The organism is Vibrio sp. Vb339, from assembly GCF_902751245.1.
GTDB classification, from domain to species: domain Bacteria; phylum Pseudomonadota; class Gammaproteobacteria; order Enterobacterales; family Vibrionaceae; genus Vibrio; species Vibrio coralliirubri.
On sequence record NZ_CADDIS010000002.1, the window covers coordinates 75,452 to 94,575 of the forward strand.

The window sequence follows — 19,124 nt, forward strand, 5'->3', positions numbered from 1 at the left end:
ATAAAAAACCGATGCATGTGCATCGGTTTTTTGTTTAACGAGATTCAAGTGCTTGAATCAATCGAATCCATTAAGCGTTCGCTTGTTCCAGATCTTGTTGCTTGTCTTTCTTACCCAATAGGCGGCTTGTGATCGTACCGGCTGTCATTGCACCAGATACGTTAAGCGCTGTACGTGCCATATCGATAAGTGGCTCGATAGAGATAAGCAGTGCTGCAATCGTTACAGGAAGGCCCATAGCAGGAAGTACAATAAGTGCCGCGAACGTTGCACCGCCACCTACGCCAGCAATACCGAATGAGCTAACTGTAATAATAGCAATCAGAGACAGAATGAAGTTGATGTCCATTGGGTCAATGCCAACCGTAGGTGCAACCATGACTGCTAGCATTGCAGGGTAGATACCCGCACAACCGTTTTGACCAATCGTCGCACCGAAAGAGGCAGACAGGTTAGCAATCGCTGGTGGCACGTTTAGCTTAGTGATTTGAGCTTCAACGTTCAGTGGAATCGTTGCGGCAGAACTACGAGACGTGAAAGCGAACGTCAGTACAGGCCAGATCTTTTGGAAGTACTCTTTCGGGTTTACACCAACAAAAGAAACCAACACACCGTGTACAACGAACATTAGTAGAATCGCAACGTAAGATGCAACGATGAAACCTAGTAGGCTGAGGATGTCAGAAGCACTTGATGTTGCAACTACCTTCGCCATTAACGCTGCGATGCCGTATGGCGTGAGTGCCATGATCATCTTAACTAAGCGCATCACGATAGATTGTGCCGCTTCAACGAAAGTACGGATTGGAGATTCTAGTTCTTCTTTCTCTGCCATCACTTTACGAGCAGCAATACCCGTTAGCACACCAAAGATAACCACTGCGATGATAGACGTAGAGCGAGCGCCCGTTAGGTCTGCAAATGGGTTAGTCGGAATAAAGCTAATCAGCATTTGTGGAATTGTTAGGTCTGAAACGCTACCGATGCGGCTTTCAAGTGTTGCGATACGTGCTGTTTCGCGAGCGCCTTCTGTTAAACCTTCAGCAGATAAGCCGAATGCTTGCGTTACAACAATACCAACAATCGCAGATATCGCGGTTGTTGCTAACAGTACAGAAATGGTGATGCCAGAGATTTTGCCCAGTGAACCGCCTTTTTCAAGCTTCACTACTGCAGCAATCATTGAAACCAATACTAATGGCATGATCACCATTTTTAGTAGGCCAACATAACCACGGCCAACAATGTTTACCCAGTCTAGTGTTTCGTTGATGACCGGATTGCCTTCACCAAATAACAGCTGTAGACCAAGACCAAATGCGCTACCAAATACTAAACCGAGTAAAACGAGGCGAGAAAGTGTGTTTTCTTTTTTCTGCTGTCCGTAGAGAAAAAAGAGGATACCAGTGAATACCGCTAAGGCAGCGATAGCTGAAAATGACATTTGTTTTCCTTATGAATTTCTTTAAATCGATAGGGCGCTTAGATATATGGGCGCAAATACTGTTAGCTACAGTAGCGACCTGTAACAAAACGTAAAATAAGGAAAAGTAATTTATTAGAACGATTAGTAATATCCACTCAATAGGATGGGTGGATATTCAACATTGTGATGAATAGGTGAGCTTTTTAGCGATATTTTGCCAATAAATTGAGCATGTCACTTGACGAGTAAATTTCGATATTTTGGAAATTATTTTCGAATAATCGGAACAACATTGCTTTGGCTACGTCTTCCGACTGAATAGGGCGTAGGTTTTTGAACTTACCAAGCATAAATGGAGACAGCAGAGGAAAGACACTTTGCAGGAGTTTTTCATCAGCTCTAGGTTCATCACGCTCACCCACCAGAGGCCCAGGGCGTGCGATGAAAAGCTGCTTGAAGCCAATACGTTTTAAATTTTGTTCCATTTGTCCTTTACAGCGAAGGTAGTGCGAATAGGAATCTGGTGAAGCGCCATGGCTAGAAACGACCGCTACGCGTTGAACCCCAAGAAACTTCATCGACTGTGCGACTTGGCTAACCAGTTCCACATCGATTTTACGAAGCGCTTCTTTTGACCCTGCCTTTTTCTTAGTTGTACCTAAGCATATAACGCCAAGATTAGGCGTCGCATTGGTGTCATCCCAACGGGTAACTTGCAGGTCGCTGTGAATAAGAGTGTGGAGTTTGTTGGAGTCAAACTGTGAATCTAACGCTCGGCGAGATAGGGCATAGATATGATCAACCGCGGGTTCATCGATGAGCAATTTCATCACATGATGACCAATTAACCCGGTTGCACCAGCCACCACGACCGATGTTTTGTCTCCAGAAATGCTCATGGTTCTCCCTAACACTTAAGTAAGTCACTGTTGTAATTTAAACCTTCTTATTCAATGACGAAAACTTGTTCGCTTTTAATGTGAAGGCACATGCAAATTAATTGTCAGTTATCTATATTAGCTATGGAAAAATAATGTTATGGAAACAAAAAGCCCGTATTTGCGGGCTTAAAGAGTTCAGACGACATAATGATCATGCGAAATTTTTAAACGAGGAGGTTAACACCCGTCATAGAATTTATTGATTGTCAGATCGCCAATGTTGATGACTTGGCTTTGATTCGATGTGTAAGATCGTGTGAATTGAACAAAACAGTTATAGCTTCCCAACTCTACAAACTTCCTTTCTCTGCCCGTGTAAACAATAAGGGTAGGGTTGAATTTGGGTCCATAGCTGAGTAATTGATAATCATCTGATTGCATCGCGTTTTTGATATTGTCAGAGTCAAGAGCAATAGCGCCCCATCGAATCCATATATCTTGATCTGGCAATTGAACGAGTTTTTCTTTTTCTAAACCTTCAATGGTTGCTTTACCCATGACAATTTCATTGGTTGCGTTGAATGCGCCAATGAAGCCATCGAGACTGGCTATTGTTGCGTCAGACTTGAGGTTCAAAAAGCGTGGTGCTGCTGTCACAGCCACAATGCCTAAAATAGCGATAACGGAAACTAACTCGATTAACGTAAAGCCTTTTTTTTTCATAAATCCCCTTAATCATTTATGGGGCGATACTATCAACAAGGGTATAAGAGTAAATAAACCGAGGGTGATTATAACTTCATGAAATGTAAGAATAAGTTTACGAAGTGTAACAAGTGAGCCAATGTTTGATATTTAGATTGCAGAGTGGTTTTAAAGTGAACTAATTGTCTAACTATTGAGATTTTCGATGAACCAACTGAGTCTGATCTTGATATGATTGCAAATTCAAAACTCCAAACATAACAAAGCCCGCTGGGCGACGGGCTTTGTTACTTGCTTTGCTGCTTACTAGGTGAAGGACAGTGGGATTTTCCTTACCTTTTTGCTGGTTTTCTTATTTGATTTATTTGGCTTTCTTTTACTTGAGTTCGGAATCATTACACCTCCTAAATCGCTGTTCTGTTGAGTATTTCTATCGCTTGTGTTTCTTTGTGTAGCGTCAGTGTTGTGGGAATTCACTGTATGGGTACTTATCAATGGAGAGATTAACAAGTGTTTTAGATAATGCATAAACGATGCCAAAATGTAAGTTATTGATAAATCTATTATCAGAATTGTTGGTGTTATAGGGTTCGTCAATTTGATTGTCAATTTGAGAAAAAACCAACGTGATCTGTCTAAATTAAGAACACTCTCTGCGGTTTCTAGTACTTAGCCATAGATACGACTCTTCTTAACACGTAAACTGAGTCGTAATTCACATAGACCAAGGACGTGCTATGAACTTCAAGCTTGATACTCTTGCTCCCACTCAGATTTATCACCTGATGACACAAACCGTTGTTCCTCGCCCTATTGCGTGGGCATTGACGGAATCTTCTGAGCAAGAGTACAACCTAGCGCCTTTCTCTTATTTCACACCCGTTTCCAGCAATCCACCGCTACTGATGTTGTCGGTCGGGAAGAAGCCAACGGGCGAAATCAAAGATACCACTCGTAACGCCCTTGAAACGGGTAAGCTGGTGATCCATATCGCGTCTTCAAGTTCTGCAGAAATAATGACGGCAACAGCTGCCACTCTCGATCATGGTGATTCTGAAGTAACCGCGAATAATATTGAGCTGGTTGAATTTGAGGGCTTTTCTTTACCGAGAGTGAAAGAGTGCGCCGTGGCTTTTGGCTGCACATTGTATGAAGTTAAAGAAGTCGGTGAAGTACCGCAAAGCCTTATCTTTGCTCAAGTTGAACAGGTGTATATCTCTGAAGGTGTGATCGATAAAGAGAGCGATCGCTTGAAGATTGATGCACTAGCACTTGATCCTTTATCTCGACTGGGCGGCGGTGAATACGCGACGCTTTCTAATGTGTTCTCTGTAGCACGCCCTAAATAGCTTTCCTAACTAAACCGTACCCAGAATAAGCGTTTTTAAAACTATGTTAGATACCCAATACTCGCAGTACATCCAACACCGTATTGACCAAAAAACCAAGCCACATGGCGCGCTTGGCTTACTAGAAAAAGTCGCGCATCAACTGGCATTGATTCAGAGCCAAGGCAAACAAGCTGCGGTTGAACACATCGAATTGAATACGCCAAGTATCATCATTTTTGCTGGCGACCATGGCATAGCTGATGAAGGTGTGAGTATTGCTCCAAGCGCGGTAACACAGCAGATGGTGTTGAACTTCCTAAATGGAGGTGCAGCGATTAATTGCTTCTGTGCGGTGAATAATATCGATATCACGGTAGTCGACACGGGGATATTGTTGCCTGTGGAATCTGATAGTGGCATGTTGATTTCTCAGCGCTTGGGTACGCGAACCAAAAACTTTGCCAACGAAGCGGCAATGAATTTAGAAACGGTGGAACGTGGGATTGAACTGGGCGCAGAGCTTGTATCTAGAACCATTTCGAATGGCACTAATATCATCATGTTTGGTGAAATGGGCATCGGCAATACCAGCAGCGCGTCAGCGATTTTAAGTGTGTTAGCGAATCGCTCTGCAGATGAATGTGTTGGCCTCGGAACTGGCATCAACAATGAACAGCTTACACGTAAAGTGGCTGTGGTTGAGCAAGGTGTTGCGCGTTGCAAAGGTTTAGATGCGACTGAAGTTAAAGATATTAAAGAGGTACTAGCACAAGTCGGCGGTTATGAAATCGTTCAAATGGTCGGTGGTTTCCTTGGTGCTTACCAAAACAGAACACCAGTATTAGTCGATGGCTTTATCGTGTCGGTTGCGGCGTATGTCGCGACCTTAATTGAACCGAACTGCCGTGACTATATGATTTTTGCACATCGCTCTGAAGAGTCAGGGCACAAAATTCTGTTAGAGCTGCTAAGAGCTGAGCCTCTGCTCGATCTTGGATTGAGATTGGGCGAGGGCACTGGTGCAGCTCTGGCGATGCCAATTATTCGTGCGGCAGCCGAGTTTTATAACAACATGGCGAGCTTCGAAAGCGCTGGAGTCACAGTTTAATGAGTGATGCACCAGAAAGATCGTTGAAAGATCGAGTTACTTATCAGTGGGAGCTGTTTGCGCTGGCGATGGGTTTCTTTTCTCGATTGCCAATGCCAAAGAACACGCCTTATTCAACAGAGCGAATGAATCGTTCTGGTCGCTACTTTTCAACGGTTGGTTTGTTACTTGGTGTTCTATGTGGCGGTGTGTTCTTGCTACTTGATGCGGTACTGCCGAGTGCAGTAGCGATCTTCTTGATGATGAGTTTCAGCTTAATGCTCACTGGCGCTTTCCATGAAGACGGATTGACCGACATGGCGGATGGCATCGGTGGCGGTATGACACTTGAACGCCGCTTGACCATCATGAAAGACAGCCGAATTGGCACATATGGTGCGTCTGCGCTGATCATGGCATTGCTTGGTAAGTGGGTTCTGCTGCATGAGCTCCTCAGCTTGACTGGATTGTTTATGGTCATCGTGACGAGCTACACCTTTAGCCGAGCGATCGCAGCATCGCTAATTTACGACATGCCTTATGTCAGTGATTTGGACACGAGCAAGAGTAAGCCATTGGCCAACAAGCAAACTAAAGGTGAACTTGTCTTTTTATTGTTTGTGGGCGTACTGCCTAGCCTGTGGTTTGGTCTTGAATTCGCTATGGTTTTATCGGTCGTCGCCTATCTGTTCAGAGCAGGTTTCAAAAAGTGGTTAACGGCTCGAATAGGTGGCTTTACTGGCGACTGTTTGGGGGCAGCACAGCAGTTGATGGAGTTATTGATTTACCTGGTATTCATTACTGCATTTTACAATGGCTTTCTATAACGGTTTCCTATGACAAACACGAATCAAATTAGTCAAACAAGACAGCGAAACAGCTATCTGGTATTGGGCGGGGCTCGTTCAGGTAAGTCGAGTTTTGCAGAGCAACAAGCATTATGTGCGTTTGAAGCATGTTCAAATGGACGCCTCAATTATATTGCGACAGCGACGTATCTTGATGACGAAATGCGAGAACGAATCTCGCACCATCAACAACGTCGTGGAGAACAGTGGATCGAGCATGAAGTACCCGTTGAGTTAGCCGAAAAACTGCAGTCTTTTGAGAAAGAAGATGTGGTGTTGATTGACTGCCTAACATTGTGGTTGAACAACATCATCTTTGAACTGGGTGATGATGCAACCAATGAGCAGATTGAAGCCGTGGTTGAAGTTTTGGTAAAAAGCATCGAGCAAAGTCCGGCACAAATTATCATGGTGTCTAATGAGGTCGGTTTAGGTGTGGTGCCACTGGGTAAAGTGTCGCGCTTGTTTGTTGACAATGCTGGGCGAATGAACCAAGCGCTAGCTCGCGTTGTTGAACGAGTCACTCTGGTCGCAGCAGGGTTACCACTGAGCTTAAAACCATCCAATCACTTGCTTGATACTCAAGCCTAGGTCACACACATGGTCAATGGAACAACCAAAAACATCTATCTGCTAAGACATGGCAAAGTCGAAGGAAAAGCTGCACTCAATGGTTTATCTGATGTATTGGTGAGCCCTGAGCTTCAAGAACAGATATGTGAGGCGCTTGCTACACAAGACATTACCTTTGATAGCGTGGTTACCTCGCCATTAAGACGATGTGGTGGTCTCGCGAGCTTGTATGCAGAGCGTATGTCTGTGCCTTTGTCGATTGCACCTTGCTTTCAGGAAATGAACTTCGGTGAAGTAGATGGTGTCCCATTTGATGAACTTGAAGACAAGTGGGAAATGCTAGAAACCTTTTGGCAAAACCCAGCAAATCATCAATTGACTGGCGCAGAAAGTTTACACGGCTTCCACGACAGAGTAACTCAAGCTTGGTCGCAACTTTTGAATGATCCAAGTGACAATATATTGTTGGTTACTCATGGTGGTGTGATTCGCATATTGTTAGCGCATTGCCTTGATATTGATTGGAAAAACCCGAGTTTGTACTCGAAGTTATCGATAGAAAACGCGTCGATAACTCATATTCAAATCACTCAGTTTGCGCAAAGTTTTATCAGCGTTAAATCGATAGGGCTACCTGTACTCTGAGTGTTCAAAAAACACAGTTTAAGAATTAACAATCTATTAGATCTGTAAATAGAAACAGAAATCGAAATATAAAGCGGCGTTCACAGCCGCTATACCTGATTGGTATTACTACCTACGTGAAAGGAATTTAGTCATGACAACACCAAGTTGGGATCTAAGCATTGCTTATAGCGATCTTAATGATGCAAAAATCGAACAGGACATTGAACTCATTCAACAGTGTATTGAGCTGTTGAACCTACACGTTGAAAAGCGTCATATCATTCTAGCGATGCAAAACGCCATTCAAACTTCAGAAGCGGCAGGCACGCTACTAAGCACGATCAACACCTTCGCGAATTGCCACGCATCGGTCGACGCGACACACACAGAATCCAAAGCACTGCTTGGTCGTGTCGCAAAGCTGAACTCTGAAATGTCTCAAGCGTTCAGCCCTTACGAAGACACACTAATTCACGCAGAACCAGAATTTATTGATGCAGTATTAGAGCATGAGAGCGCGGATGTTGCAGGCCAACGCTTTGCGATTGAAAGCTCTCGTAAGTTATCAAGCAGCCGACTCAGTGTTGCTGAAGAGCAGTTGTTAGCGGCGATGAAGGTTGATGGCCGTGATGGGTGGGGCCGTTTATACGATAACCTAACCGGATCTTTAAAACTGTCGCTAAAGCTGGAAGGTGAAGAGGAAGCTCTAGGTTTTTCACAAGCCGCGAGTCTGTTGTACGGCAGCGAATTCGACAAACAAGAACCGGCATGGCGCGCGGTTCAAGGCGCAATGAAAACGCATCAAGAGTCTTTTGCTTCGATTCTAAATGCATTGGCGGGTTGGCGACTGACTGAAAACAAAAAGCGCTCGAAGATTAGCGATGTGCATTTCTTAGATCCAAGCCTACACGGCAGCCGCATTGTGCCAGAAACGCTAGACACCATGATGTCGGTAGCAAAAGCGAATCGCACTGTTGGTCAGAAAGCGGGTTTGTTGATGGCAAGAGTTCACCGGCTAGATGAAATGAAGCCTTGGAATCACTTAGCTGCGATGCCGCCGCTGGGTGACGCTGAATCTAAGGTTTACCCATTTGATGAGGCGATCGAAGTGATCAAAACTGCGTTCGCTGAAGTAAATCCAGAGATGGCTGATTTTGTCGCATTAATGGTTGAGAACGGTTGGATTGATGCCGCTCCAGCAGCCAATAAACGTCTAGGTGCGTACTGCACTAAATTTGCTGCGACACGCACACCGCTTGTGTTCATGACATGGAGCGGTAGCCGCTCAGATTTAATGACATTAGCACACGAGCTAGGCCACGCGTTCCACAACTGGGTGATGAAAGACATGCCGTTGTGTCAAACACGCTACCCGATGACGCTAGCAGAAACAGCTTCTATCTTCGCTGAGAACATCGTTCGTGACTATCTATTGAAGCAAGCCCAAACACGCAATGAGAAACTTGAAATGCTATGGGAAGAGCTTTCTTCTTCTTTAGCATTAATGGTGAACATTCCTGTCCGTTTTGAGTTTGAAAAAGCTTTCTACGAGCAGCGTGAAAAAGGCGAGCTAACGGCTCAGCAGCTGTGTGACTTGATGGAAACGACTTGGAAAGAGTGGTACGGCGATGCAATGACAGAAGCCGACCCTTACTTTTGGGCGAGCAAACTGCACTTCAGCATCTCTCAAGTGAGCTTCTACAACTATCCATACCTGTTCGGTTATCTGTTCAGTAAAGGTGTTTACGCTCAACGCGATGCAAAAGGCGAGCAATTTTACGGAGATTACGTGTCGTTGCTTCGTGATACGGGCAGCATGATGGCGGAAGAAGTCGTTCAAAAGCACTTAGGAATGGACCTGACTCAAGCGGATTTTTGGCAACAAAGCATCGACATGGTCAAAGTTCAAATCGATGAATTTGAAAGATTGCTTGATCAGGAAGATTAATTGATCTCAATCTGTTCATGGCAGGTAAGAGCTGTGTTAGCTTACGTGGCTCTTATCTTGCTGAGATGACCAGAGACTACCAAAAGCTGCTCTAAATAGAGAAAGTTATTTGGAACAGATGTCGGTTAGTAAAATCAGCAGGTAATACAAAAATATATGGGTAGTATTTGTGAGTGATAACGGAGTTTCTATTGATAAGTGCGATCCTAGCAACACAATTTCTATGTACAATTTATTAACATACGGCCGTGCAATTAAGGAGTAGCGCATGACGAAGACCCTCTTTCGCCAATCATTTCTTTTTGACAGCCTAGATCTTGAGCAAGAAGTGGTTGCAGGACAGACCGTACTGAGTAACGGTGTTCAAATTAAGCTTCATCAACGCGGTGTATTGGAAGTGATTCCCGCAGAGTACAATTCTGAAACCAAGAACATCATCTTTTCAACAGGTGTTCATGGCGATGAAACTTCACCAATGGAGCTGATTGATAAGCTCATTGAGGATATTGAAACAGGCTTCCAAGTAGTGACAGCAAGATGTTTGTTCATCATTGCTCACCCGGAAGCAACCAACGCGCATACTCGTTTTCTTGATGTGAATATGAACCGTCTGTTTGATGAAAAACAGCACGAAAGTAATCGAGAAGTGGATATCGCAAAGAACCTTAAGTACTTGGTTACTGAGTTTTACAAAGAAACGGTACCTGCCACTCGTTGGCACTTAGATTTGCACTGTGCGATCCGTTTATCTAAGCATTACTCGTTCGCTGTGAGCCCTAAGGTTCGCCACGAAGTACGCAACAAGGAGCTTTTCGATTTCATCAACAGTGCTCACGTTGAAGCTGTACTGCTATCGAATGCACCAACCAGCACCTTCAGTTGGTACAGCGCTGAAAACTTTGAAGCGCAAGCTCTGACAATGGAGCTAGGGCAGGTTGCAAGAATTGGTGAGAACCAACTTGATAAGCTAACGGCTTTCGATTTGGCAATGCGTAATCTGATTGCTGAAATAGAACCAGAGCATTTGCCGAAGAAAACCATTACATATCGCGTAAGCCGAACCATTGTTCGTTTGCACGATGACTTTGATTTCATGTTCTCTGACGACGTTGAGAACTTTACGGCGTTCAAGCACGGTGAAGTGTTTGGTCATGATGGTGATAAGCCATTGATGGCGAAGAATGAAAACGAAGCAGTGGTATTCCCAAATCGTAACGTGGCTATCGGTCAACGAGCGGCCTTAATGGTGTGCGAAGTTGAAACACGATTCGACCACGGTCAGCTTGTGTACGATTAATACCGAGCCGGGTTAAAGCGAGAAAAACAACCGCTCAACTGGTTGAAATATCAAGGTTCACATTACGGTGTGAGCCTTGAGTTTATTTAGGGATACAGGTAAGGTTACGCGAACAATTTCAAAGTAGCTTGATATGGATTTCCAACAACTTCTTCACCAAAAACAGCGCAAATGGACCCAAGCCATTTATCTGATGGCAGCACTGCTTGTCGCGCTGAGTGCGATTTACCTAATGGTTGGCGATCTTTTCATTTCCCCTCTGGGCACATTGTCCACGTTAGAACAAAAACTACTGATTGATTTACGCTTACCTCGATTATTAGCAGCGATTGCGATCGGGGCTGGGTTAGCCGTATCTGGCGCAAGCTTACAAGTCTTATTGGGTAACGTATTAGCAGAGCCAGGTGTGCTCGGCATTTCTGGTGGCGCAAGCTTGGCGATGGTTATCGTGCTGTTCTTCTTGCCGTTTGCTCCGACTCCAGAAGTGTTCATGATTGCGGCCGTTTTAGGCTCGCTCTGTTTCACCGTGATACTGGTGAGCATGGTAAAAACGATGCGACTCACCACGGCTAAATTACTGTTGGTGGGTGTCGCATTGGGCATTCTTTCTGGTGCGATGGTGACATGGGCGTTCTATTTTAGTGATGACTTAAGCCTACGCTTATTGATGTATTGGCTGATGGGCAGCTTGGGTGGAGTCACTTGGTATCAACACTCGCTCACGTTAGTGATGATCCCCGTGATTATTTGGCTGTGTTTGCAAGGTAGCAAACTAGACAAACTGATGATTGGCGAAACACATGCCGCACAGTTAGGTGTGAACGTACCGAGATTACGTTGGCGTTTAATCTTCGCCGTGTCTATTTTAGTCGGCTGCGCGGTGGCATTGGGCGGCGTGATCAGCTTTGTTGGCTTAGTTGTGCCGCACTTGTTGCGTTTAGCGATTGGTACCGACAACCGATACCTTCTTCCTTTGTCTGCCGTCGCAGGTGCAGCACTGCTGGTATTTGCTGATATTTGCGCGCGTACATTACTCGATTCTGCAGAATTACCTTTGGGTGTGATGACCACCAGTATCGGTGCGCCTATCTTCATTTGGATGTTAATTAAAAATCATGATTCAAATTAAGAGCCTGAGCGTCGGCGCTCGTTTATTACCACTCTCATTTGAGCTCAAGCAAGGGCAGGTGACTCACGTTATCGGCCCGAATGGCAGCGGTAAAAGTACCTTACTCGAAGCGATATCTGGCATTGGTGAAGGCTACAAAGGCGATATAAAGATTGACGGGCAGGATTTGTCGGAACTGTCTTTACAAGATTTATCATTGCATCGTGCTTACTTGTGCCAAAGTGCAAGACCAGCCTTCAACTTAGAAGTGTTCCAATATCTCGCGCTCTCATTACCAAGTTCATCACACGGACTTGATATTGAAATCAACGCAGCTTTGGAAGAGATAAGTCAGATGTTGGACATCACAGACAAACTTCATCGTTCCATTCAGACACTGTCTGGTGGTGAATGGCAACGCGTTCGTTTAGCTGGAATGTGCCTGCAAATTTGGCCGACACTTAACCCATACGCGAAGCTGCTGATCCTCGACGAACCCGCAGCTCCGTTGGATATTGCTCAAGAAGCCTTGTTATACAAGCTCATTGAACGAGTGGCAGAGAAGGGGATTGCCGTGATCATGGCTAACCATGATTTGAACAGAGCACTAAGACACGCAGACCAAGTGTTGCTGCTTGATAAAGGTGTACTTCAAGCATCAGGTAGTGCAGAACAAGTTCTTACGCCAGAACAACTAGAGTCCGTGTTCAACACCGAAGTCAAAAGTATCTCAGTCGATAATCAAACCTATCTTTTGTTTGGTTAAAAGACTAATTGGTTAAGCAGATCATTGGGTTTAAGGCGAGTTAGTAAAGGAAGCAAACATGTTTAGATACATCCAAAGAAGAAGAATCAAAAAGGTGATTAAGTCATTGTCTGCAAAGATGATGAAGAGCTACGGAAGCCGTGATTTCTTCTCTATTGGGCAGGTTGAAACAAGTTCTCGTGAGTTGAGTAAACGCCAACAACAGATTGCTTTAGCCTTGTTTGCGGATCCACAAGATCTTGCTGTTGAATTAGCTCCAACTATTCAGTTGCTGCGTAATGATGTGTCTAATGACTTCTTCGGCGGAGAAGACTACACAGCGCGAGATGTACTTAATCTATTGGGTGGCGGCGGCTGGAAGGGCGGTCGTATGCACGATGACATGTCACATCGCATGGGCATGCATAGCCGTTATTAAGGCTTTAGCAAGCTCCCTCTATTTAAATCAACTTCGCATAAAAGCACCTTTATCTAATGTGACTCGTCAAAACCGTTATTTTGACAACAAACCCTCTACTTTCGCGTCAATGCGATATCCTGAACAGCCCGTTCATACGTTTCTCACCTCTAGTCTCTCATGTTCTTAGCCAGTTCCCATGCTCGATTTCTTGAATAAACTTCATAGTCTTCAGATGTATAAGATAATTTCCCCTTCGTATTACCTTTGATGAATATCAATCAGCCTTATTGACTAAATAATCCTACCTTCCTCGACCATGCTCAAATTGATTGATATGCATTTGCTTTATTAATGTTCGAGCCAAGTAACGGGTAATAGCAAATTGAGGTGCTTACTCAATCAAACAAGTGGATAGGTAAACAAGCGAAGATCGTTTTGTCTTGTTAATGGGAAATATGACGTCTTTAAGTGGAATTGTTATGAGAATCGGAATAGAGAAAACGGCTTTAGCCATCGCTTTGTCTGTGGCTTGTGGTGGTGCTATGGCACATGGATTTATATCGCTGAACGATGATGGCAACATCATAAGTCGTGTCGCTTTGTGTCACTTAGAAGATTCTGAAGGTCAGGCGAAGAACATGGACTGCGGCGACATACAGTATGAGCCACAAAGTGTGGAAGGCTTTGACGGCTTCCCTGAAGATGGCCCTGCTGATGGTTACATTGCCAGTGCTGAAATATTAATGGCAAGAAACCTAGACGAGCAAACTTCAGAGCGCTGGCAGAAACGCCCAATCGAAGCGGGCTCTCAAGAGTTTGAATGGACGTTTAGAGCCAACCATATTGCGGCTGGTTTTAAATATTACATCACAAAAGAGGGTTGGGACCAAAATTCACCATTAGCTCGCTTAGAGTTTGACTTAAATCCCTTTTGTGAAGTTGATGCCCATGGAGAGATGACGCAGAACACGGCGACTCACACCTGTAACGTACCAGAGAGAGAAGGTTATCATGTGATTCTGGCTGTGTGGGATGTGGGCGATACCGACAAGGCTTTCTATAACGCGATTGATGTGGTGTTTGATGGCGATGATTCTCAACTTCCGGGTTGGGAAAAAGCAGGTCAGATAACTCCTACGATTAATTTGAAAGAAGGCGACGCGGTATATACGCGCGTGTTTGATGGATCTGGTGAAAACTCAGCGCTCAGTACTCGTATCGAGATTGCAAATAGTGAGGATGGCCAACCAAAGAACTGGTCTAAGGCATTAGCAACCAAAGTTAATGAAGATCGCAATAACATTAAGTCTGGCGTGTTGACTGAAAATGGTTTTGCACCTATTTACGGTGTGAACCCAATATATGTGAATTCTGACAGCGGTATTCAGCGTGTGGAAATAGGCTACGATGTTGAGGTGCCAGAACCCGATACGTCACTGACGGTTGAAGGTCTGGATTCAGAATACGTGATCGGAGAACAAGCAACCGTACTCGAGCTATCATTGGTAGCCGAGGGCGATGCCCAAGCTGAACTCACCGTGTATAACCATGCTCGAGAGTCTTTAGCATACTGGAGTGGGGAGGTTGAAGATAACTCGTCAGAATCGGTAGCATTACCTTTGTCTAAATCAGAGGCTGGTCATCATATGTTGGTAGTGAGTGTCAAAAACAGCGAAGGTAAATTGGTAGGCCAACAAATGATGGATTTCCATTTAGTTGATGCCGATGTGCCACCACCTGCACATGATTATGTCTACCCAGAAGGCTTTGGTAACTATGTTGATGGCGACGTCGTTTTATTTGAAGGCGAAGGTGTTTATCAATGTTACGGCCCATGGGCAGCAGAATGTAACAATGAAGCGTACCTTCCAGGCGTGGCAGCAGATCCAAATTGGGTTGAGCAACAATGGAAAAAGTTAGATTAATTACGAGTTAATCGAACTCACTTAGCTGTATATTAAATCTCCAGATGCAAAAGCGGCTTAATCATCAAGCCGCTTTTTTATTCACTTTGAATAATGTTACGTCAATCAAGACGGAATACTGAGATCCAATAATTCGAAGCAACATCATCTATCGACAACGCATTTCTTTGAGTTGTGTGACTCTGATTCCTATCAATATAAAACCCGCTGTCATTGATAAAATTGACGTATATATTTTTCGTTGTTCTTCAAACAAAAACTATAAACCCTCGAAGTGCAATTTTGATTGGTAAGTGACCAGTTAATGTTGTGTGCAGGGTAAAATAATAGAGAGTGGGAAAGTGACAACAATAAATAATAATATTCTAAAAGTAGCAGTAGGTATGGCTATGCTATCGAGTGTGCCTTCAGTGGCAAATGCTCATGGTTGGTCTGAATTTCCAAGTGCGCGTCAGAACACGTGTTACGAGCAAGGCGGGATTTGGTCGGGTACACCACCTAATGCTGCGTGTGCTCAAGCAAAAGACATTTCGGGTTCCTACCCATTTGTTCAACGTAACGAATACGCTAAAAATGTTCAGGATTTCAATAACATCAATGCTGTAAAAGCGGCGATTCCCGACGGCACGTTATGTTATGCCAATGATTCGCAAAAACGCGGCATGGGTGCGCCTCATACTGGTTGGACTCGTACCGAGCTAAGCACTGGTACATTTGAATATGTATTCAATGCGACTGCACCACACAACCCGTCATTTTGGGAGTTCTACCTAACGAAACCAAACGCCGACCTGAGCAAAGGCCTAGCGTGGGGTGATTTAGATCTTATCCAAGAAGTTGGGAATGTTCCTGTAAGTGGTGGCAAATACCGTATCAACGTCACGATTCCTTCAGACCGCTCTGGCGACGCAATTCTATATGTACGTTGGCAACGTGACGATGCAGCAGGTGAAGGTTTCTACAACTGTTCAGACATCACTATCGCGGGGGGAACAACTCCTCCACCAGAGCCGGGTCCTGAGCCTGATCTAGTCCGTGGCGACCTGTTTGTTTCAGAGCAATTTGGTACTCCACAAGTTGGCGACACCGTTAAGTACGACATCATCAACAAGTATGGTGAAGTAGCGCGAAGCTTCGACATCGTCATTGATGCTTCAAACGTTAACGATTGGGCTCGTTTGTTGGCTTCAGAAATTAACGGCTGGCATGAAGAGTTTAAAGACGGCGCGATCTTCATTGGTGACTGGCACGCTGAAATGCAGCACTACATGTATTTCCAAAACGATCCTTCACGTAACTTCTTCAACTCAAAAGATAGCCGTGCTTCTGGTCAGTTAACGTTGATTGATGGTGGCGACGGTGGTGTTGAACCATTGAAAGGTGACATCTACGAGCTAGTGAAGAGTGACAACGTAGTGAATGTTGGCGATAAAGTTGTGATTGCAACAAGCGAAGCGGCGACATTGACTCAAACTCAAGGTTCTTCAGTAAGCATTCAAAATAACGGGACGGCTTCTATCGTAGTTGATACCACTGGCATCACTGCAAACGAAACGTTATCGTTTATGGCTAGCTCGATTGAAAGCGACAGTGTTGAAACTTTCACTTTTGAAGTAATTGCTGATGACGGTGGCGTGACACCAAACCCAGACCCAGATCCAACGCCGACTCCTGACCCAGACCCTACGCCAGACCCAGGCTCGTGGGACTCATCAGCGACTTACCTTGGTGGCGAAGTCGTGACTTACTCGAACCAGTCATGGAAAGCACAATGGTGGGTTCAAGGTGGTACAAACCCTAAAGTGACCTACGAAAATGACAAATGGGGCGTTTGGCGTCCAGCCAACTAATTTAACTATCGTTAGTTAATTAGCTTTAAAGGAATAACCAAGACACCACACTTTTTGACGAGTGTGGTGTCTTTTTTATTGGAAAGGCTTAATAAGCGAAATAGATTTGATTTCTATTGGTTTTATCCTTTCATATAGTAAGAGAACGTCACAAATATCGACTGGTTGATAGTTAATAATGAGTAAATCTGTTGGATGGATGACGAGGGTTTTATGGAACTAACCAGTAAGCAAGTTGGAGTCTTTAAGGGAATGGCGTGGGCTATGCTAACCGCCATTGTTGCAATCTGGGCAGCCATCGTTTTAGACCCTCTCAATTACGCTCAAACCAGTTTGCTAGAAGATAGGGTGACTGTTTTAGGGCAGTCTCTGATACTACCGACCTTGATGTTAATCGTCTCTATTGGACGCTTAGCCAAGTTTCGCTTCTTCAGCCCAGAAGATATCGATGGCAGTGGGTTAACGTCTGGAACAAAGCAAGCCATCATGCTGCAAAGCTTGCTTCAAAATACCTTAGAGCAACTGGTCATCGCATTTGGTGTCTATACCGCGTGGTGTTTATTAATGCCTTTTGCTTGGTTATCGGCGGGACTCGTGTGTTCAGTGTTATTTTTTATTGGGCGTATCTTCTTTTTCAAAGGCTACAGTCATGGAGCACCGGCAAGGGCTTTTGGTTTTGCGTTAACCTTTTATTCAACGGTAGTGCTGTGCTTGGTATTGGTGGTCACTCAATTGGTATTCGCCTTAAGTTAGTTAGACGTTTTGCTAAGGTGCTGTCTACTTTAAACCAAGGCAAATAAATTTCGATTAGGGCAGAGTATCCCTTTGCCTGTAACATGATGTGTTTACTATCTTCGAACACGAAAGACTTTTTGATGAAAAAATCACAGATACTCGCCAATACAATCAAGAATCAGATAGAGCAAAACATCTGGCTGAGTGGTGAGAAGATCCCATCAATAAGAGATGCATGTAAGCGCTATAAACTCAGTATCGAGACGGTATTACAAGCCTATCAGCAACTTGAAGACCAAGGCTATGTGCGCTCAAAGCCTAAGTCTGGCTATTTCGTGTTACCGCGTAGAAATGTATTCACCTCAGAACACACGCAACAAAAAGCCATCAAGCCGTATCCTGTTAAAATCAGTGACCTGCTATACGATGTACTTCAACGAGCCAAAGACCCTAGCATCATTCCACTTAGCTCGGCATTCCCTGATCCCGCCTTGTTTCCCCATCAAGCACTGTCACGCAGCTTAGCTAATGCCAGCCGCCAAATGCCCGACAACAGCATGCTCACCAATTTACCTCCAGGCAGTGAAACACTTCGCAGGCAAATTGCCCAACGCTATCAAGTTCAAGGTTTAAACGTACTGCCAGACGACATTGTGATTACTTCTGGGGCGATGGAGGCACTTAACTTATGCCTGCAATCCTGTACCGAACCGGGTGACTTAGTCGCGATAGAGTACCCAGCGTTTTACGGTGTGTTACAGACCATAGAAAGGCTAAACCTCACTGCTGTTGAGATTCCAACAGACCCGAGAAGAGGGATTGATTTAGATGTGTTGGAGTCGGTGTTCGCTTCAATGGACATCAAAGCGTGCTGGTTTATGACAGAGTCGCAAAACCCAGTAGGCTATTCGATGAGTGATGGAAACAAGCAGCGATTGGCCGAGTTGGTGAACCAACATAAGATCTCGATGATTGAAGACGATGTGTATCGAGAGCTTCACTTCGGTAATCAAAGCTCATTGCCTGCTAAAGCGTATGACACTGACGAGCAGATCATGCTTTGTGGTTCGTTTTCCAAATCATTGTCACCGGGCTTTCGAATCGGTTGGGTAGTGGCACGTAAACAAGCGTTAAAGATTCAGCGGTTACAGCACTTATCAACACTTTCCAGCAGTATTCCTATTCAGATCGGTTTGTCTCACTACCTTACGTTTTATAGCTATGACAACCATCTTAAAAAGCTTCGTAAACTTTTGAATGAAAGGAAGAAGGCACATATTGCATTGTTAGAATCTAGCTTACCTTCAAGTGCGATGGTGCATAAAAGCCAAGGTGGTTACTTCATTTGGATTGAACTGCCTCACTCTGTTTGTGTTGAGAAGTTGTATGAACTAGCCCTTGAACAAAACATCTCTGTCGCACCGGGAATCATATTCAGCAGTGACAAAAAGTTCTCTCATCACATTCGTCTTAACTGTTCGTACGCTTGTGACGACAAAATAGCAGAAGCCATTCAAACATTAGGCGGCTTGATTCAGACAATGGAATTGCAAGCCAATAGTTGCAGCTAAACTCTGACCAGTCGTTCGTCTAACAAGTAAATCTGTTCTGTTTTTT

At 44.4% G+C, this 19,124-nt stretch carries 17 protein-coding genes; 14 read left to right on the top strand and 3 right to left on the bottom strand.

Going from position 1 to position 19,124, the window contains the following annotated elements; all coding sequences use genetic code 11:
• Positions 1 to 70: 70 nt before the first annotated feature.
• From HRQ85_RS09100 to HRQ85_RS09110, 3 genes are all read right to left on the bottom strand, one after another.
• A complete protein-coding gene (locus HRQ85_RS09100; protein ID WP_048611859.1) occupies positions 71 to 1,444 on the bottom strand; it encodes an L-cystine transporter in 1,374 nt (457 codons plus the stop codon).
• A 185-nt stretch (positions 1,445 to 1,629) separates the two neighbouring features.
• Entirely contained in the window at positions 1,630 to 2,325 is a 696-nt protein-coding gene (locus HRQ85_RS09105; RefSeq protein WP_172379407.1) for an NAD-dependent epimerase/dehydratase family protein, read from the bottom strand.
• Between the two features lie 219 nt (positions 2,326 to 2,544).
• On the bottom strand, positions 2,545 to 3,030 hold the full coding sequence (locus tag HRQ85_RS09110) for a type II secretion system protein (RefSeq protein ID WP_172379408.1): 486 nt from the start codon (positions 3,028 to 3,030) through the stop codon (positions 2,545 to 2,547).
• Between the two features lie 719 nt (positions 3,031 to 3,749).
• Between HRQ85_RS09110 and HRQ85_RS09115 the strand changes: the two genes are divergently transcribed.
• The 14 genes from HRQ85_RS09115 to HRQ85_RS09180 all read left to right on the top strand — a co-directional run bounded on the left by HRQ85_RS09115 (position 3,750) and on the right by HRQ85_RS09180 (position 19,078).
• On the top strand, positions 3,750 to 4,361 hold the full coding sequence (locus HRQ85_RS09115) for a flavin reductase family protein (protein ID WP_172379409.1): 612 nt from the start codon (positions 3,750 to 3,752) through the stop codon (positions 4,359 to 4,361).
• Between the two features lie 43 nt (positions 4,362 to 4,404).
• Positions 4,405 to 5,451, top strand: coding sequence for a nicotinate-nucleotide--dimethylbenzimidazole phosphoribosyltransferase (gene cobT, locus HRQ85_RS09120; RefSeq protein WP_102530316.1), 1,047 nt, complete (start codon positions 4,405 to 4,407; stop codon positions 5,449 to 5,451).
• Positions 5,451 to 6,257 (top strand): adenosylcobinamide-GDP ribazoletransferase, encoded by an 807-nt coding sequence (locus tag HRQ85_RS09125; protein WP_122082925.1) that lies wholly within the window; start codon positions 5,451 to 5,453, stop codon positions 6,255 to 6,257. Before cobT ends, HRQ85_RS09125 begins: the two co-directional genes overlap by 1 nt.
• Positions 6,258 to 6,266: 9 nt before the next feature.
• Entirely contained in the window at positions 6,267 to 6,869 is a 603-nt protein-coding gene (gene cobU / locus HRQ85_RS09130; RefSeq protein ID WP_122082924.1) for a bifunctional adenosylcobinamide kinase/adenosylcobinamide-phosphate guanylyltransferase, read from the top strand.
• A gap of 9 nt (positions 6,870 to 6,878) precedes the next feature.
• A complete protein-coding gene (locus HRQ85_RS09135) occupies positions 6,879 to 7,496 on the top strand; it encodes a histidine phosphatase family protein (protein ID WP_172379410.1) in 618 nt (205 codons plus the stop codon).
• 133 nt (positions 7,497 to 7,629) lie between these two features.
• Positions 7,630 to 9,426, top strand: coding sequence for a M3 family oligoendopeptidase (locus HRQ85_RS09140; RefSeq protein ID WP_172379411.1), 1,797 nt, complete (start codon positions 7,630 to 7,632; stop codon positions 9,424 to 9,426).
• A gap of 268 nt (positions 9,427 to 9,694) precedes the next feature.
• Positions 9,695 to 10,723 carry a succinylglutamate desuccinylase gene (locus HRQ85_RS09145; protein WP_017092609.1) on the top strand — a complete coding sequence of 343 codons (1,029 nt, stop codon included), beginning with the start codon at positions 9,695 to 9,697 and terminating at the stop codon, positions 10,721 to 10,723.
• A gap of 133 nt (positions 10,724 to 10,856) precedes the next feature.
• Positions 10,857 to 11,852 (top strand): vitamin B12 ABC transporter permease BtuC, encoded by a 996-nt coding sequence (btuC, locus tag HRQ85_RS09150; protein WP_172379412.1) that lies wholly within the window; start codon positions 10,857 to 10,859, stop codon positions 11,850 to 11,852.
• Positions 11,839 to 12,597, top strand: a complete 759-nt coding sequence (btuD, locus tag HRQ85_RS09155) for a vitamin B12 ABC transporter ATP-binding protein BtuD (RefSeq protein WP_059019537.1) — start codon at positions 11,839 to 11,841, stop codon at positions 12,595 to 12,597. Before btuC ends, btuD begins: the two co-directional genes overlap by 14 nt.
• 58 nt (positions 12,598 to 12,655) lie before the next feature.
• Positions 12,656 to 13,015 (top strand): DUF6559 family protein, encoded by a 360-nt coding sequence (locus HRQ85_RS09160; RefSeq protein ID WP_059019538.1) that lies wholly within the window; start codon positions 12,656 to 12,658, stop codon positions 13,013 to 13,015.
• 461 nt (positions 13,016 to 13,476) lie between these two features.
• Positions 13,477 to 14,922: an N-acetylglucosamine-binding protein GbpA gene (gene gbpA / locus HRQ85_RS09165; RefSeq protein ID WP_172379413.1), complete on the top strand. Its 1,446-nt coding sequence runs from the start codon at positions 13,477 to 13,479 to the stop codon at positions 14,920 to 14,922.
• 383 nt (positions 14,923 to 15,305) lie between these two features.
• On the top strand, positions 15,306 to 16,772 hold the full coding sequence (locus tag HRQ85_RS09170) for a lytic polysaccharide monooxygenase (protein WP_172380045.1): 1,467 nt from the start codon (positions 15,306 to 15,308) through the stop codon (positions 16,770 to 16,772).
• Positions 16,773 to 16,967: 195 nt separating this feature from the next.
• Positions 16,968 to 17,525 carry an MAPEG family protein gene (locus HRQ85_RS09175; protein WP_048611886.1) on the top strand — a complete coding sequence of 186 codons (558 nt, stop codon included), beginning with the start codon at positions 16,968 to 16,970 and terminating at the stop codon, positions 17,523 to 17,525.
• A 122-nt stretch (positions 17,526 to 17,647) separates the two neighbouring features.
• Complete coding sequence (locus HRQ85_RS09180; RefSeq protein WP_172379414.1) at positions 17,648 to 19,078, top strand: aminotransferase-like domain-containing protein; 1,431 nt, start codon at positions 17,648 to 17,650, stop codon at positions 19,076 to 19,078.
• Positions 19,079 to 19,124 lie beyond the last annotated feature (46 nt).